Genomic DNA, 16,534 nt, shown 5'->3' with positions numbered 1-16,534 from the left:
ATCGATCGCTCGATCGTCCACCGGCCCGCTCCCCCGGGGTCAGAAGTTGAACCGGATCCCCGCATTGGCGCTGAAGCTCTTGAGCTCGGAGCTGTCGTCGATAGTGCCGGCGACAAAGGCCGAGACGCGCCCGTTCCTGGCATGGCCCATCACGCCGAACGAGTAGCGCACCGCATCGTCCCAGGTCGCGGTGTCGAGCGCGAAGACAGTCGCCGGGGTGCCGAAGCTGAAGCTGCCCTGATCGCCGCGCGACCAGTTCTTCAGCGCCGAGGCGCTCAGGAAGGGCTCGACCACGACCTTCTCCTCGCTGCCGGCGCGGTAGGACACGCGGAGCCCGGCCTGGCCGACCTTGGTCTTGTCCTTGCCCGGCGTATAGGAGGTGATCGAGTCGATCGACAGGGGGTCGATCTCGCTGTCGGCATAGTTGAAGCCGACAAACGGCGTCGCCGCGAAGCCGAGCTTGCCGCCGATCCGGTAGGACGCGTGGACCGAGCCGGCGGTCGCGTCGCCGTCGAGCTTCTGCGGCGCGCCGGTGCCGAACAGCGAGGGCAGGACGACATCGTACTTCCGCCATTCGCGGCGGATCGTGCCGTCGAGCGTGAAGGCCCCGTTGCTGACCGCGAGATAGCCGCCGGCAAAGCTCGTATCGACCGCCACCCGTTCGGCGCCCGCCGAGGTGGCACCGTCATACCAGCCGCCAAGGAGGCCCACATGCAGGTTCCAGCCGCCGGCAAGGGTGAAGCCGAGGTCGGCGCCCATCTGGATCGCCTGATGTTCGGTGCGGATCCGGCTGGCCGAGCTGAGCACCACGCCGCCGCCGGTGATGGTCGAGGCGATGACCTGCTTGGTATGGCCGGTGGCGCCGCGCATCCACAGGCTGAACCGCTTGTCGCCCGGGGCCGCATCCGTCCGTGAGGTCACATAGGGGCTGATCGGCTCGTCGAGCAGCAGCGATGCGGCTTCGGCGACATAGCTCAGGCTGCCGAGCGACGTGGCGGACGGGTTGATCTGCTGGATCAGGCCGAACTGGGTGGTGCTGCCGGGTTTGCGTCCGAAGCTTTCGAGGACGAAGCCGGTGGTCGGGAACACCGTGTTCGAGGTGAAGGTGCCGACGGCCGCACCCGGCGTGACCGTCACCACCGGGAGGAAGCCGCCGGCGACGAAGCTGCGCGCGCCGACGCGGTTCATCGTCACATTGGTGTTGCCCGAGGCAGCGCCGCCGATGTTCAGGCGATCGGCCGTGGCGGTGACGGTGCTGTAGTCGGCGAAGAACTGGCCGCCGCCGCTATAGGCGCCGCCGACCGTGACCACGTTGCTCGTCAGGTTGTTCTGGGCGTTGATGATGCCGGTATTGGCCATCGTGCCGTTGGTGGTGAAGGTCCCGGCGCCGGCGAAGTTGATCCAGCCCGAATTATTGGTGTTGCCGAGGAAGGTGACACTGCCCCCGGCGCCGATATTGGCGGTGCCGGCGTTGACGAAGTTGGTCGAGGCGCTGGAGGCGCCGGACCCGAAGTTCGCCGTGGCGCCGAGCGCGTTGGTTATCGTCGACGTCGCGACGTTCGAGCCGATCACGTTGACCGCGCCGTTCAGCGTTCCGGTGTTGGTCAGCGTGAAGCTGCCGCCGGCGAGCGTGGCGATCACCGCGCTGCCGGTGCCGGTGAGCGTGCCGGCATTGACGATCGTTCCGCTGCCGGTGCCGGTCGCGGTCATCCTGATGCCGGCGGTGCCCGAGATCGTCCCGGCATTGGTGACCGCGAGCGCCGCGTTGACGCTGGCGAGGTCGATGCCGATGATGCCGGTGGTCGTGCCCGAACCGACCTGGTTGACGGTGAGGGCGCCGGCGGCACCAGCGCCGGTCGAGGTCAGCCGGATGCCGATATTGTCGCCGTCGACCAGGCCGGCATTGTTGACGGTGATCGCCCCCGAGACGGTCGCCTGGTCGATGCCGATCAGCGGATCGATCACGCCGGTCGTACCGATGTTGGTGACGATGTTGCCGATCGTCGAGGTGCTGCCGATGCCCGCCGCGCCGGCGTTGATCCGGCCGTTGACGTTGATCGTCGTGGTGCCCGAGGACACGCCGCTATCGGTGCGGATGCCATAGGCCGTCGCCGTATTGGCCGTGATGGTGCTGCCCCCGGTCAGGGTGACGTTGATCGTGCCGGCGTTCGCCGCGGCGGCGGCGTTCACGGCGATGATCGCCGAGTGGCCGGTGGACGAGACATTGCCCGTGGTCACTGCGATGTTGCCGCCCGTCGACCGGGCGAAGACACCGTTGCCGATGGTCGCGGTGACCGGCCCGACCGCGGTGACCGTCGTCGAGCCCAGGCCGAAATTCTCGGCATCGATGCCGAATTGCCCGGCGACCGATCCGTTGGTTGTCACCGCGACGTTGCCGGTTGCCGCGGCCGAGAGGAGCGCGGCGACCACACCGGCATTGCCGGCTTGGACGCTGCCGTTCGCCACCACGGTGACCGAGCCGGCGGTCGAGATGCTCTGGACGTCGATCGCATCGCGGGTCGCGCCCGTCGCGGTCACCGCACCGGTGGTGACGCTGATGTTGCTGCCGATCGCCGTGTCGCGAACAAGGATGCCGTCGCCGCCGGTCGCGCTGCTCGCGCCGGAGATGTTGACCAGGACACTGCCCGCGCCGTTGTTGCGGATGTTCGCGCCGTCGCCGTTCAGCCCGACAAAGCCGCCGGTGCCGGTCACCGCGATGTTGCCCGTGCCGCCGGTGCCGCCAATCAGGGTCAGGCCGCGCGTCGCGCCGGTCACGGTGTTGGCGACCGCGACGGTCACCCCGCTGTTGCCGGCCGCCATGATGCCCTCGGCGACCGTGCCGGTGACGGTGCCGTTGGCAGTGACCCCGACCGTGCCTGAGCCCTGGTTGAGAGCGAAGATGCCGGTCGTGCCGGAGACGGTGCCGGCGGTGACATTGACCGCACCCGTACCCGCCGCGGCGACCTGTTGCGCGACGATCGCGATGGCGCCGGTGGAGGAGACGCTGCCTGTAGTGACCGTGACGTTGCCGCCGGTAGCCAGCGCGAAGATGCCGTTGCCGGTGGTCGTGGTGACCGGGCCGACCGTGGTGACGCTGGTCGAGCCGGTACCAAAATTCTCGGCGTCGATGCCGAACCGCGCGTCGATCGACCCGTTGGTGGTCACGCCGATGTTGCCGGTTCCGGCTGCCGGGAAGATCGCTGCCACCACGGCGGCATTGCCCGCCCGGAGATTGCCGTTGGCCACGACCGTGACATTGCCGGTGGTCGACAGGCTCTGGACGTCGATTGCATCCTTGCCGCCGGCCAATGCGGTGACGGCGCCGGTGGTGACACCGATATCGCCGCCGATCGCGGTGTTGCGCACGACGATGCCTTCGCCAGCGGTCGAGCTGCTGGCGCCCGAGATGTTGACCGTGACGCTGCCCGAACCGTTGTTGAGGATGTTGGCCGCATCATCGGTGCCACCGACGAACCCGCCGGTGCCGGTCACACTGATGTTGCCCGTCCCGCCGGTGCCACCGATCAGCGACAGGCCGCGTGTTGCGCCGGTCACTGTGTTGGCGGCCGCGACGGTCACCGCGCCGTTGCCGGTCGCCTTGATGCCCTCGGCAAACGTGCCGGTGACCGTGCCGAGGGCGGTCACGTCGATCGTGCCGGTGCCGTTGTTGAGCGCCAGGATGCCGGTCGTGCCGGAGACGTTGCCTGCGGTGACATCGACATTGCCCGCACCCGCAGCGCTGGTCTGCTGCGCGACGATCGCCGTGTTGCCGGTCGAGGTCACGTCACCTGCGGTGACGGTGACATTGCCGCCGGTAGCCAGCGCGAAGATGCCGTTGCCGGTGGTCACATTGACCGGACCGACCGTGGTCACACTGGTGGAGCCGGTGCCGAAATTCTCGGCGTCGATGCCGAATCGAGCGTCGATCGAGCCGTTGGCGGTCACGTCGATGTTGCCGGTTCCGGCGGCCGGGAAGATCGCGGCCACGATGCCGGCGTTGCCGGCCTGGACATTGCCGTTGGCAACGACCGTGATGTCGCCAGTCAGCGACTGGGCCTGGATGTCGATCCCGTCCTTGCCGGCGGTCAGCGCGGTGACCGCGCCCGTGGTGACACTGATGTCGCCGCCTGCCGCGGTATCGCGTACGACGATGCCCTCGCCGCCGGTCGAGCTGCTTGCACCGGAGATGTCGACGGTCACGGTGCCGGAGCCGTTGTTGAGGATGTTCGCCGCATCGCCGGTGCCGCCGACAAAGCCGCCGGTGCCGGTGACCGAGATGTTGCCGGTGCCGCCGGTCCCGCCGATCAGGGAGAGACCGCGCGTCGCGCCGGTCACGGTGTCGGCGACGCTTACGGTCACCGCGCCGTTGCCGGTCGCCTTGATGCCTTCGGCGAACGTGCCGGTGACGGTACCGTTGGCGGTGATGCCGACCGTGCCGGTGCCGTTGTTGAGGGCGAGGATGCCGGTCGTGCCCGAGACGTTGCCCGCGGTAACGTCGACATTGCCCGCGCCTGCTGCCGAGGTCTGCTGCGCGACGATCGCCGTGTTGCCGGTCGAGGTCACGTCACCTGCGGTGACGGTGACATTGCCGCCGGTAGCCAGCGCGAAGATGCCGTTGCCGGTGGTCACATTGACCGGACCGACCGTGGTCACACTGGTGGAGCCGGTGCCGAAATTTTCGGCATCGATGCCGAAGCGCGCATCGATCGAGCCGTTGGCGGTCACGTCGATGTTGCCGGTTCCGGCGGCGGGGAAGATCGCCGCCACGATGCCGGCGTTACCCGCCTGGATGTTGCCGTTGGCAACGACCGTGACGTCGCCAGTCAGCGACTGGGTCTGGATATCGATGCCGTCCTTACCCGCGGTCAGCGCGGTGACCGCGCCGGTGGTGACACTGATGTCGCCGCCTGCCGCGGTATCGCGCACGACGATGCCTTCGCCGCCGGTCGAGCTGCTCGCGCCGGAGATGTTGACCGTGACGGTACCGGAGCCGTTGTTGAGGATGTTGGCCGCATCGCCGGTGCCGCCGACGAACCCGCCGGTGCCGGTGACCGAGATGTTGCCGGTGCCGCCGGTTCCGCCGATCAGCGAGAGGCCGCGCGTTGCGCCGGTCACGGTATCGGCGACGCTTACGGTCACTGCGCCGTTGCCGGTCGCCTTGATGCCTTCGGCGAACGTGCCGGTGACGGTGCCGTTGGCCGTGATGCCGACCGTGCCGGTGCCGTTGTTGAGGGCGAGGATGCCGGTCGTGCCGGAGACGTTGCCGGCGGTGACGTCGACATTGCCCGCACCCGCTGCCGAGGTCTGCTGCGCGACGATCGCCGTGTTGCCGGTCGAGGTCACGTCGCCCGCGGTGACGGTGACATTGCCACCGGTCGAGAGGGCGAAGATGCCGTTGCCGGTGGTCACGTTGACCGGACCGACCGTGGTGACGCTGGTGGAGCCGGTGCCGAAGTTCTCGGCATCGATGCCGAACCGGGCATCGATCGAACCATTGGCGGTCACGTCGATATTGCCGGTTCCGGCGGCCGGGAAGATCGCCGCCACGATGCCGGCGTTGCCGGCCTGGACATTGCCGTTGGCAACGACCGTGACATTGCCCGTCAGCGACTGGGCCTGGATGTCGATACCGTCCTTGCCGGCGGTCAGCGCGGTGACCGCGCCCGTGGTGACACTGATGTCGCCGCCTGCCGCGGTATCGCGTACGACGATGCCCTCGCCGCCGGTCGAGCTGCTTGCACCGGAGATGTCGACGGTCACGGTGCCGGAGCCGTTGTTGAGGATGTTCGCCGCATCGCCGGTGCCGCCGACAAAGCCGCCGGTACCGGTGACCGAGATGTTGCCGGTGCCGCCGGTCCCGCCGATCAGGGAGAGACCGCGCGTCGCGCCGGTCACGGTGTCGGCGACGCTTACGGTCACCGCGCCGTTGCCGGTCGCCTTGATGCCTTCGGCGAACGTGCCGGTGACGGTACCGTTGGCGGTGATGCCGACCGTGCCGGTGCCGTTGTTGAGGGCAAGGATACCGGTCGTGCCCGAGACGTTGCCGGCGGTGACGTCGACATTGCCCGCACCCGCAGCGCTGGTCTGCTGCGCGACGATCGCCGTGTTGCCGGTGGAGGTCACGTCGCCCGCGGTGACGGTGACGTTGCCACCGGTCGAGAGGGCGAAGATGCCGTTGCCGGTGGTCACATTGACCGGGCCGACCGTGGTGACGCTGGTGGAGCCGGTGCCGAAGTTCTCGGCATCGATGCCGAACCGGGCATCGATCGAACCATTGGCGGTCACGTCGATATTGCCGGTCCCCGCAGCCGGGAAGATCGCGGCGACGATGCCGGCGTTGCCCGCCTGGATGTTGCCGTTGGCGACAACCGTGACGTCGCCAGTCAGCGACTGTGTCTGGATGTCGATGCCGTCCTTGCCCGCGGTCAACGCGGTGACCGCGCCGGTGGTGACGCTGATGTCGCCGCCGGTCGCGGTATCGCGCACGACGATGCCTTCGCCGGCGTTCGAGCCGCTCGCACCCGAAATGTCGACCGTGACGGTGCCGGAGCCGTTGTTGAGGATGTTCGCCGCGTCGCCCGTGCCACCGAAGAATCCACCCGTACCGGTGACCGAGATGTTGCCGGTGCCGCCGGTCCCGCCGATCAGGCTCAGGCCGCGCGTCGCGCCGGTCACCATGTCGGCAACGTTGACGGTCACCGCGCCGTTGCCGGTCGCCTTGATGCCCTCGGCAAACGTGCCGGTGACCGTGCCGAGGGCGGTCACGTCGACCGTGCCGGTGCCGTTGTTGAGCGCCAGGATGCCGGTCGTGCCGGAGACGTTGCCTGCGGTGACGTCGACATTGCCCGCACCCGCAGCGCTGGTCTGCTGCGCGACGATCGCGGTGTTGCCGGTCGAGGTCACGTCACCTGCAGTGACCGTGACATTGCCGCCGGTAGCCAGCGCGAAGATGCCGTTGCCAGTGGTCACGTTGACCGGACCGACCGTGGTGACGCTGGTGGAGCCGGTGCCGAAATTCTCGGCGTCGATGCCGAACCGGGCATCGATAGATCCGTTGGCGGTCACGTCGATATTGCCGGTCCCCGCAGCCGGGAAGATCGCCGCCACGATGCCGGCGTTGCCCGCCTGGATGTTGCCGTTGGCAACGACCGTGACGTCGCCAGTCAGCGACTGGGCCTGGACGTCGATACCGTCCTTGCCGGCGGTCAGCGCGGTGACCGCGCCCGTGGTGACACTGATGTCGCCGCCTGCCGCGGTGTCGCGTACGACGATGCCCTCGCCGCCGGTCGAGCTGCTTGCACCGGAGATGTCGACCGTGACGGTGCCGGAGCCGTTGTTGAGGATGTTCGCCGCATCGCCAGTGCCGCCGACGAAGCCGCCGGTGCCGGTTACACTGATGTTGCCAGTGCCGCCCGTGCCGCCGATCAGGGAGAGGCCGCGCGTTGCGCCGGTCACGGTGTCGGCAACGCTTACGGTCACCGCGCCGTTGCCGGTCGCCTTGATGCCCTCGGCGAACGTGCCGGTGACGGTGCCGTTGGCCGTGATGCCGACCGTGCCGGTGCCGTTGTTGAGGGCGAGGATGCCGGTCGTGCCCGAGACGTTGCCGGCGGTGACGTCGACATTGCCCGCACCCGCAGCGCTGGTCTGCTGCGCGACGATCGCCGTGTTGCCGGTGGAGGTCACGTCGCCCGCGGTGACGGTGACGTTGCCACCGGTCGAGAGGGCGAAGATGCCGTTGCCGGTGGTCACATTGACCGGACCGACCGTGGTGACGGTGGTGGAGCCGGTGCCGAAGTTCTCGGCATCGATGCCGAAGCGCGCATCGATCGAGCCATTGGCGGTCACGTCGATGTTGCCGGTTCCGGCCGCCGGGAAGATCGCCGCCACGATGCCGGCATTGCCCGCCTGGATATTGCCGTTCGCCACGACCGTGACGTTGCCGGTCAGCGACTGGCTCTGCGCGTCGATGCCGTCCTTGCCGGCGGTCAACGCGGTGACCGCACCCGTGGTGATCGAAATGCCGGTGCTGGTTGCGACGTCGCGGACGGTGATGCCTTCGCCCGCCGCCGCAAAGACGTTGCCGGAAACGTTGATGTTGACCGAACCGACGCCGCCCGTCTGCACCGCATCGAGCGCATTGCCTGCGCCGTTGTTGGTGATGCCGCCACCGGTGTAAATGATCGGGCCGCCGGCCGCCGTCAACGACAGGGCGGCCGTGCCCCCTGCGGTCGGCGTGTTGCCGGCATCGACGCTGATCGTGCCATTGTTGGTGACGGTGATCCCGCCAGCGGCGGTGTTGGTGACCGCAAGGCCGTTCCCGCTCACTGTCGTTCCCGCGTCGACATTGAGGATGATCGGCGTGGCGATCGGGCCTGAATAAGCGCGGTCGTTGGGCGGATTGGTGGGATAGGTCGTGTCGGTGGTGACGGTGTTGTCGCACACGACGGTGACGCCACCCACGAGGCAATCCGCCCAGGCCTGTCCCGGCGTCAGCAGACTCGCGCCCACAACGACAGCGGCACCGATAGTGGACCGCAAGGCGAGCCGACTCGCCTGCGAGCGCAGGTTCCTTTGCAATGTCGATTTGTTGGAAGCCTGACCGGGGGTCGTCGTCGAAAGACCATCGAGGTTCTGTACGCACACCATATATCTGCCCCTTTGTAGTGCAGCGAAATAGGTGCGACCCCGGATCATGCCGAAGCTTATTATTATTGTTTTTCCGAGGCCCCTATCGACGAGGCATTGATCTGAGTCAACCGACTCCGACTCCGGGCGAGGCGGCGCCAGCGACATCTTGCACCAGTAACGGTTCCTTCTCCGCCTGCCTGAATCGAAGATATTCTTCGGTTTCCGGGTTGAAAGCGGCCAGGCCTACCGGCCCGTCAAAACCGCTCCGCATAGGCCTTGACCAGGTCGAACAGGAAATCCCGCCCGACATAGACCGAGCGCACTTCACGCCGTTCGTTCAGGCCGTGGGTACCGTTGCCGTCCGGGTCGCTCCAGCCGCCGGGCACGCCATAGGTCGGGATGCCGATCGGGGCGATGAAGGTGGCGTCGGTCGCACCCGTCATCATGGCGGGGATGAGCGACACGCCAGGAAAATACCGTGCGACGAGCTTTTCCGCGGGCCCCATGATCTTCGGGTCGAGCGGCGGGGGGACGGCGACGGGGCGGAGACGACCGACGAGAGTGACCTTCACCTTCGGGTCGCCGATCGCCGCGATCAACGCGGCGCGGGTCGTATCGGCATCCTCGCCGGGGACGATGCGGCAGCTCACCGTCGCCTTGGCCCGTTGCGGCAACGCGTTCACGGCGTGCCCTGCCTCCAGCATGGTCGCCACGCAGGTGGTGCGCAGCATCGAATTATGGGTGCGATCGGACGAGACGATCGCCTCTGCCGCGCGATCGGCCGGGTCGGCGGCGAGCGCGACCATGGCGCGGCCGACGGCGTCCTTCTGCTCGGCGCCGGCTTTCGCGAAATAGGTACGCGTGGTGTCGTTGAAATGGACGGGGAATTTGTACGCGCGCACCTTGCCGATCGCGTCGGCGAGCTCGTAGATGGCGTTATCGTCGATCGGGATCGAGCTGTGGCCGCCGATATTGGTCGTCTCCAGCTCGAAGGCGCGATTGGATTTCTCGCCGATCTGGATCGCCTGGCTGACGACCTTGCCATGCCCGTCGGTGGTGCCGCCGCCGCCTTCGTTGAGCGCGAATTCGGCGGCGATGAGATCGGGCCGGTTCTCGGCGAGCCATTGCGCGCCGTTCATGCGGGCGCCGGATTCCTCGCCGCAGGTGAGGGCGAGCTTGATCGTGCGTTTCGGCTTGTAGCCCTGCTGCTTGAGGCGGATCAGCGTATCGACCCAGACCGCGACCATCGCCTTCATGTCCGAGGTGCCGCGGCCGTAGAAATAGCCGTTTTCCTCGATGAACTTGTAGGGATCGCGCGTCCAATCCTCGCGGCGGGCATTCACCACGTCGAGATGGCCGAGGAGGAGCATCGGCTTCGCCTTGGGCGAGGTGCCCGGGAGCTGGGCGACGAGGCCGCCGTCGAGCGGGAATCCGTCCACCTTGAACAGAGTGAGCTGATCGTCGGTGTAGCCGGCCGCCTTGAGGCGGGCGGCCATCTTCTCCGCGGCGGCGGTGCAGCTGCCGGTAGAAACCGACGTGTCGGTCTCGACAAGTTCCTTGTAGAGATCCCGGAAGGCGAGCTGGTCGGGGCGGGGCGTGATCACCTGGGCGGCGGCGCCGTGGGACGCGAGCAAGGCGAGAGCGGCGGCGGCTGTGGCGAGCGGTTTCATGCGGTGTCCCCCCGGGGTGTTGAAGCGAGGCTAGGGGGGCGGTTCGGGGGGTGTCAAACGCTTCCGGTGGATGGGTTCACTTACCTCCGTCATGCCGGACTTGTTCCGGCATCCACCGTTCCGCGAGAACCTCGGTGTTTGGTTTTCGGCACGGTGGACCCCGGAACAAGTCCGGGGTGACGATGGGGATGGGGCGGGAATTTTATCCCGACGCCCCACCCACCAGCAGGATATGCGCGGCGCGATCGATGAAGGTCGGATCGCTGGCGCAGAAATGTTCGAGGCGGGCGAGGCTGGCTTCGAGCGCCAGATCCTCGGTCGCCGGGTTCCAGTCGCTTTCCGTGCGGAAGCGGCTGTGGAAGACGTCAATGCCGGCGATCTCGCGGATCGCGCAATGCGGGGCGAACAGCGCGCGGAACTCGCGGGCGCTGAACAGGTGAAGGCCGAATTCGAGATGGCGGCCGTCGACCAGGTCGATCTCCAGCCGATCATGGGCATGGTCCTGGTGGAAATGCCGGACCTTCTCCATGCCGGAGATGAAGATCGACGGCAGGCTGCCGGTCGAGCGGACGGTGGCGATCAGGGCGCCGTCCGTGACCCGGGCCAGCGCGCGGGCGACCGCGGGGAGCTGCGCAGGGGCGACATGGTTGAGCACGCCATAAAGGCAGAGCGCCAGGTCGCAGGCGTGACGACCTTCCTGCTCGAGTGTTTCGAGGATGTCGCCGACCGCGAAGGTCACGCCGATGCGGGGATCGATGACGTCGGCCGCAGCCTGGCGGGCGAGGGCGATCATCGTGGGCGAGAGATCGATGCCGTGCCCCTCGATCGCGGTGAAGCCGAGCGCGCGGGCGCGGGTGACGGTGCGCAGCAGCCAGGTACCCGGGCCGCAGCCGAGATCGAGGATGCGGATGGCGTGGCGGCCCTGGGCGCGCAGCTCGATCAACGCCTTGTCGATGCGCTGCCACAGCTCGCGATCGGCGAAGCCGTAGCGGCCGGAGAAATCGCCGTCGCCATCGGCATAGTCGCGATAATCGATGCCGGCGACGTCATAGGCGAGCGCGATTTCCCTGGCGGGCAGGAGAGGATCCGGGTCGGGGACATGTTCGAGCGAGATTGGGCGAGTGGCCATTGAGTGGTCCTGTGGATTGTTGTGTCCCCGCGAAGGCGGGGATCCAGCCTGGGCTCCCGCCTTCGCGGGAGCACAATGAGGGAGTCAGTCGGAATCGGGGCGGAACGGCCTCAGCGATAAGGGTCCCTGAATCCGAGGGTGATGTCGGGGCGCGGTTTCCGCGCCGGGGCGAGGCGGCAGGCCAGAGCGAGGGAGATCAGCGCGAAGCCGATCAGGCCGACCACCAGCAGGCCGGTGAGATCCGGAGTCATCATCGTCCTCCATGTCAGGCTGCGAGGGTTGAGGTGAGCGGGGCGCTCACCAGCTCCACGGTCGCGCCGGGGAAGGCGTGGCGTTCGAGGCGGGCGAAATGGAGGGCGGCGTCGCGCGAGATGAACACGCCCTCGATCAGGCCGTGATTTTCCTGGACCATCCAGCGGCCGCGGCGATCCTGCCCGACCTGGAGGATATGGGGTGTCGCACCGGGCTCGGCGGGACGGGTGTGCATCGAGATGCTCCTGCGCCGGCAATGGGGCCGCCGGCACGGCACGGCGCGCGGTCGCGTCGTGGCCCTCAGATAGGCGTGGGACGCATTAAGCTTCGAGGGCGAGCTGGGGTCGTCCGCATTAGGATCGCGTAAAGAGCGGCCGGGGTTGGACAGGTCCCCGGCCGCTCCCTGCTGTGGTTATCGCGACGCGTTCCGGATCTCCCTAGCCGATCCGGTCGCGGCGCGATTCCGCAGGCACTTGTCCCGCCTCGGCGAGTTCGGTGAGCTTGATGAATTCCTGGCGCCAATAGCCGTCCGGGTTGCCGGCGAGGCGGCGGATATCGGCATAGGCGATGTCGCCGAGCCGCGTGTCGCCGCGCAGTTTCTGGCCAAAGGCGGCGACCGCGGTGGCGAAGGCCATGTCGCCCTGGGGCAAGGCGCGGGTGGCGAGCTGCGTGGCGGCGACCGGGCGTTCGATCAGGCGCGAGGTGTCGCCGTTCGGCAATTTGTAGCGCAGGCGGACAAAGGCCATTTCGCCGTCCTGTTTGCCGGTCGCGGGCGCGCGGCGGTTGTCGGTGTAGCGGCGGTCGGACAGCCAGCCTTTCGTGCCGGCGGGGACAACCTCGTAGATCGCGGTGACCTGATGGCCGGCTCCGATATCGCCCGCATCGACTTTGTCATTGTCGAAATCCTGTTCGGCCAGCGCGCGGTTCTCGTATCCGATCAGGCGGTACTGGCTGACATAGGTGGGATTGAACTCGACCTGGACCTTCACGTCCTTGGCAATGGTGAAGAGCGTGGAGGACAACTCCTCGGACAGGACCTTCTTCGCCTCCATCGCGCTGTCGATATAGGCATAGTTGCCGTTGCCGAGATCGGCGATCGATTCCATCAGCGAGTCGTTGAGATTGCCCTGGCCGAAGCCGAGCGTGGTAAGAGTGATGCCGTCATCGCGCTCATGCTCGATCAGTTTCTCCAGCTCGGTCTGGTCAGTGATGCCGACATTGAAGTCGCCGTCGGTCGCGATGAGGATGCGGTTGACCCCGTCCTTGATGAAATGCTCGCGGGCGATGGAATAAGCGAGCTGGAGCCCTTCGCCACCCGCGGTCGACCCGCCCGCGCTGAGATCGTCGAGCGCTGCCTTGATCTCGGAAGGATTGCTGGTGGAATCGAGCACCACGCCTGCCGCGCCAGCGTAAACGACGATCGCGACCTTGTCCTCGCGGCCGAGATTGTCGGCGAGGGTGGAGAGGGCCGATTTGACCAGGGGCAGCTTGTCCGGCTCGTCCATCGAGCCGGATACGTCGACCAGGAAAACGAGGTTTGCGGCAGGGCGGCGGGCATAGGACAGGTCGTAGCCGCGCAGGCCGATGCGCAGGATCTTCGTGTCCTGGTTCCACGGCGATTGCGCGACGTCGGTGGTGACGCTGAACGGCGCTTCGCGATCGGCGGGCAGAGGATAATCATAACGGAAATAGTTGATCATCTCCTCGGTGCGGACCGCGTCGACCGGCGGTTTCTGGCCCTGGGTGAGGAAGCGGCGGACATTGGCATAAGCACCGGTGTCGACATCGACCGCGAAGGTCGAAACGGGGGCGTCGGCGACCATGTGGACGGGGGAGATGGCGTTGGGCTTGTATTTCTCGCCGCCGGGGTCGGTGGCGAGCATCTCGTCGGCCGCGGCGCCACCCGTTTCGTAGCTGGGGGTCGAATAGGTGTTGCCGCCTGGCTTGGAACAGCCGGCCAACATTGCCGTCAACGCCACGCCGCACAGGATCGTCTTGGACTTCATGACATGCTCCCTAGCTCGGCTCGCCTTATTTGAGCCACATTATGGCCATGTTTGTGTCACGCCTGTTTTGGCTTGGCAAGTGTTTTCCTATCTCATGAGGGGATATTGGATTCTTGGCGGAAAACCGCGATTCTTGATGAAGGGTGCCAGAGTAAGGCTCATGCGACATTTCGGTCGACACGCGCGATCACGGCGTTAGAATCCGGCTTAATGGGCAAGCAGATCATCACCTATGCCGCATTCTGGCCTTATTATCTGCGCGAGCACGCGAAGCCGGAGACGCGGCGGCTGCATTATGCCGGGACGGCGCTGACCTTCGTGTTTCTCGCGGTCGCAATTATGAAGGGCGGCTGGTGGTGGGCGCTGGTGCCGATTGCCGGATATGGCTTTGCCTGGGCGGCACATTTCGGGGTGGAGAAGAATCGGCCAGCCACCTTCACCTGTCCGATGTGGTCGCTCTTCAGCGATTACCGGATGTTTTTCCTGTGGCTGACCGGGCGGCTGGGGCCGCATCTGCGCGCGGTGGGCGTGGCCTGATCAGAGCGCGGGGACGATATCCGTCCTGGTGAAATCGTCGCCTTTGAACAGGAGTGGTTCGTTCGCCTGGGAGGCAAGTGCATAGGCGAAACAATCGCCGATGTTCAGACGGGCAGGGTGCCCGCTGTGCTTGCCGAAGGTGCGATAGGCGTGTCGGGCGATACGGGCATGATCGGCAGTGGTATCCGTGATGCCGATCTCGAACTCGGCAATCAGGTCGTCGAGCTTCGCGGCGTCGCTGGGGTTGAGGTGGCGGTCGGCCACAATCCCGGCTTCGAGATAGGTCGCAGAGGACATGCGCGTGGAACCCCGCGCTTCCTCCAGGGCAAGAAGGATGGCGGCGGCCCCGTCCTCCCCCTTGAGCAGCGCGATCAACGCCGAACTGTCGACGATCATCTCGGCAAGTCGTCCTCATCGTAGAGCAGGGCGTCGATATCGGCGGATCCCGGCATATCGGGATAGCGACGCTTGATGTCGGCGCCGACCGCCAGCCATTTCTCGATCAGCTGTTCCCGGTTGGGGCGGGCAAGGCGATCGAGGCGCTCGCGCAGCGCCGTCGTGACAGCCTCGGTCAGGCCTTCGCCGGTCACCTCGGACAAGCGTTCGGCAAGGGCACGCGCCTCCGGGCTTTTGATATTCAGCTGTACGCCCATGTTTCTACCTCGTTCGCCCCACATTCTACCATAAGCTGGAATTGCCGTCAGCAAATTTTAGGGTGGATTGCAGGCGACCCCGGGGACGCTATGTCAGGGCCATGCACACCGCCCCCAACACGCTCGCCCTGATCGGCAACACGCCGCTCGTCCGTCTGAACGGCCCCAGCGAGGCCAGTGGCTGCGACATCTTCGGCAAATGCGAGTTCGCCAACCCGGGTGCCTCGGTAAAGGATCGCGCGGCGCTATTCATCGTCGAGGATGCCGAGGCGAGGGGACTGATCCAGCCCGGCGGGACGATTGTCGAGGGGACCGCGGGCAATACCGGCATCGGCCTTGCGCTGGTCGCCAATGCCAAGGGCTACAAGACGATCATCGTGATGCCCGAGACCCAGAGCCGGGAGAAGATGGATACGCTGCGCGCGCTCGGTGCCGAACTCGTGCTGGTGCCGGCCGCGCCTTATTCGAACCCAGGGCATTTCGTGCATACTTCGCGCCGGATCGCCGAGGAGACGCCCAACGCGATCTGGGCCAACCAGTTCGACAATATCGCCAACCGTCGTGCGCATATCGCGGGGACGGCGGAAGAGATCTGGACCCAGATGGATGGGCGGATCGATGGCTTCACCTGCTCGGTCGGTACCGGCGGGACGCTGGCGGGCGTGGGGCTGGGGCTCAAGGCCAAGGACGAGAGCGTGTGCATCGCACTGAGCGATCCGTACGGCGCCGCGCTCTACGAATATTATGCCTGTGGCGAGCTGAAGTCCGAGGGCAGTTCTGTCGCCGAGGGGATCGGGCAGGGGCGCATCACCGCCAATCTGGAAGGCGCGCCGATCGATACGCAGTTCCGCATCTCCGACGAGGAGGGCATGGAATGGGTGACGCGGCTGCTCGACGAGGAAGGGCTGTGTCTGGGGCTGTCGTCGGGCATCAACGTCGCCGGTGCGGTGCGGCTGGCGCGGGAGCTGGGCCCGGGCAAGAGGATCGCGACGATCCTGTGCGACACCGGATTCCGCTACCTTTCGACGCTCTACAACCGCGCCTGGCTCGAGTCGAAAGGGCTGACGGTTCCGGAGCGGCTGAAGCGCGAATAGTCGAACCATCGACAAGACTCTTTTCATGCGTTACATTTATGCCACACGTATGAAAATGGTCGCACAGGATCCGGCGCAGACGTCGCAGCGGGTGAAGGTCGGGATGATCGGCCTTGCCGCCGTCCTGCTTCTCATCGGGCTGGCGGCCGCGATCTTCTCCACCGCCAGCAAGGAACGCCCGCTGATCGTGGTCGGCGGTGCGCATCCCGATGTCGTTGCCAACCTGGCGGCGGGCAACCAGGCCCTGCCGGTCGAAGGAGCGAGCAGCGAGCCGCTCGCCGAGCTCGGCGTGGCGCCGAGCACCGTGACCGACGTGAACGTGGCGCAGGCGTCCAACAACGCAAAGCCCAAATGAGCCCGATCTCTCCGATACGGCCGACGACGTCGGCGGGGAGAATCGGGGAGAACACGCCCGGGCCCCGGGGCGATCGGGGGAAAATGCCCCCGAAACCCCGAGATCGCCAGAACACACCAAGAACAGGTTGAAATGACTAGAATTAATTCCCCGGAGAATCGAAGCCATTAGGGCTTTTGCCCCGGTTTTCCCCTGATTTCCCCTTGAATC

At 66.6% G+C, this 16,534-nt stretch carries 11 protein-coding genes; 3 read left to right on the top strand and 8 right to left on the bottom strand.

The window, feature by feature from the left end; genetic code table 11:
- Positions 1-39 precede the first annotated feature (39 nt).
- The 6 genes from AC1RT8_RS16115 to AC1RT8_RS16090 form a co-directional block, all read right to left on the bottom strand.
- Entirely contained in the window at positions 40-8,508 is an 8,469-nt protein-coding gene (locus AC1RT8_RS16115) for a hypothetical protein (protein WP_493076669.1), read from the bottom strand.
- 374 nt (positions 8,509-8,882) lie between these two features.
- A complete protein-coding gene (locus AC1RT8_RS16110) occupies positions 8,883-10,298 on the bottom strand; it encodes a M20/M25/M40 family metallo-hydrolase (protein ID WP_493076668.1) in 1,416 nt (471 codons plus the stop codon).
- A 202-nt stretch (positions 10,299-10,500) separates the two neighbouring features.
- Entirely contained in the window at positions 10,501-11,427 is a 927-nt protein-coding gene (locus AC1RT8_RS16105) for a class I SAM-dependent methyltransferase (protein ID WP_493076667.1), read from the bottom strand.
- 110 nt (positions 11,428-11,537) lie between these two features.
- The gene (locus AC1RT8_RS16100) at positions 11,538-11,678 is read right to left on the bottom strand and encodes a hypothetical protein (protein ID WP_493076666.1); all 141 of its coding nucleotides are present in this window, start codon (positions 11,676-11,678) and stop codon (positions 11,538-11,540) included.
- A gap of 14 nt (positions 11,679-11,692) precedes the next feature.
- Positions 11,693-11,914, bottom strand: coding sequence for a hypothetical protein (locus AC1RT8_RS16095; protein WP_493076665.1), 222 nt, complete (start codon positions 11,912-11,914; stop codon positions 11,693-11,695).
- 202 nt (positions 11,915-12,116) lie between these two features.
- Positions 12,117-13,685 (bottom strand): vWA domain-containing protein, encoded by a 1,569-nt coding sequence (locus AC1RT8_RS16090; RefSeq protein ID WP_493076664.1) that lies wholly within the window; start codon positions 13,683-13,685, stop codon positions 12,117-12,119.
- Positions 13,686-13,895: 210 nt separating this feature from the next.
- On the opposite strand from AC1RT8_RS16090, the gene AC1RT8_RS16085 reads away from it, so the two are divergent.
- Complete coding sequence (locus AC1RT8_RS16085; RefSeq protein ID WP_493076663.1) at positions 13,896-14,222, top strand: Mpo1-like protein; 327 nt, start codon at positions 13,896-13,898, stop codon at positions 14,220-14,222.
- Here the strand turns inward: AC1RT8_RS16085 and AC1RT8_RS16080 are convergent, their stop codons facing one another.
- Positions 14,223-14,597 (bottom strand): type II toxin-antitoxin system VapC family toxin, encoded by a 375-nt coding sequence (locus tag AC1RT8_RS16080; protein ID WP_493076662.1) that lies wholly within the window; start codon positions 14,595-14,597, stop codon positions 14,223-14,225.
- Positions 14,598-14,614: 17 nt separating this feature from the next.
- Positions 14,615-14,875 (bottom strand): type II toxin-antitoxin system VapB family antitoxin, encoded by a 261-nt coding sequence (locus tag AC1RT8_RS16075; RefSeq protein WP_493076661.1) that lies wholly within the window; start codon positions 14,873-14,875, stop codon positions 14,615-14,617.
- A 101-nt stretch (positions 14,876-14,976) separates the two neighbouring features.
- On the opposite strand from AC1RT8_RS16075, the gene AC1RT8_RS16070 reads away from it, so the two are divergent.
- Both AC1RT8_RS16070 and AC1RT8_RS16065 read left to right on the top strand, forming a co-directional pair.
- Positions 14,977-15,969: a cysteine synthase A gene (locus tag AC1RT8_RS16070; protein WP_493076660.1), complete on the top strand. Its 993-nt coding sequence runs from the start codon at positions 14,977-14,979 to the stop codon at positions 15,967-15,969.
- Positions 15,970-15,994: 25 nt separating this feature from the next.
- Complete coding sequence (locus AC1RT8_RS16065) at positions 15,995-16,324, top strand: hypothetical protein (RefSeq protein ID WP_493076659.1); 330 nt, start codon at positions 15,995-15,997, stop codon at positions 16,322-16,324.
- Positions 16,325-16,534 lie beyond the last annotated feature (210 nt).

It is taken from the genome of Sphingomonas sp. GW821-FHT10F11 (genome assembly GCF_058809095.1).
This window is presented reverse-complemented; position numbering and strand designations above follow the sequence as displayed.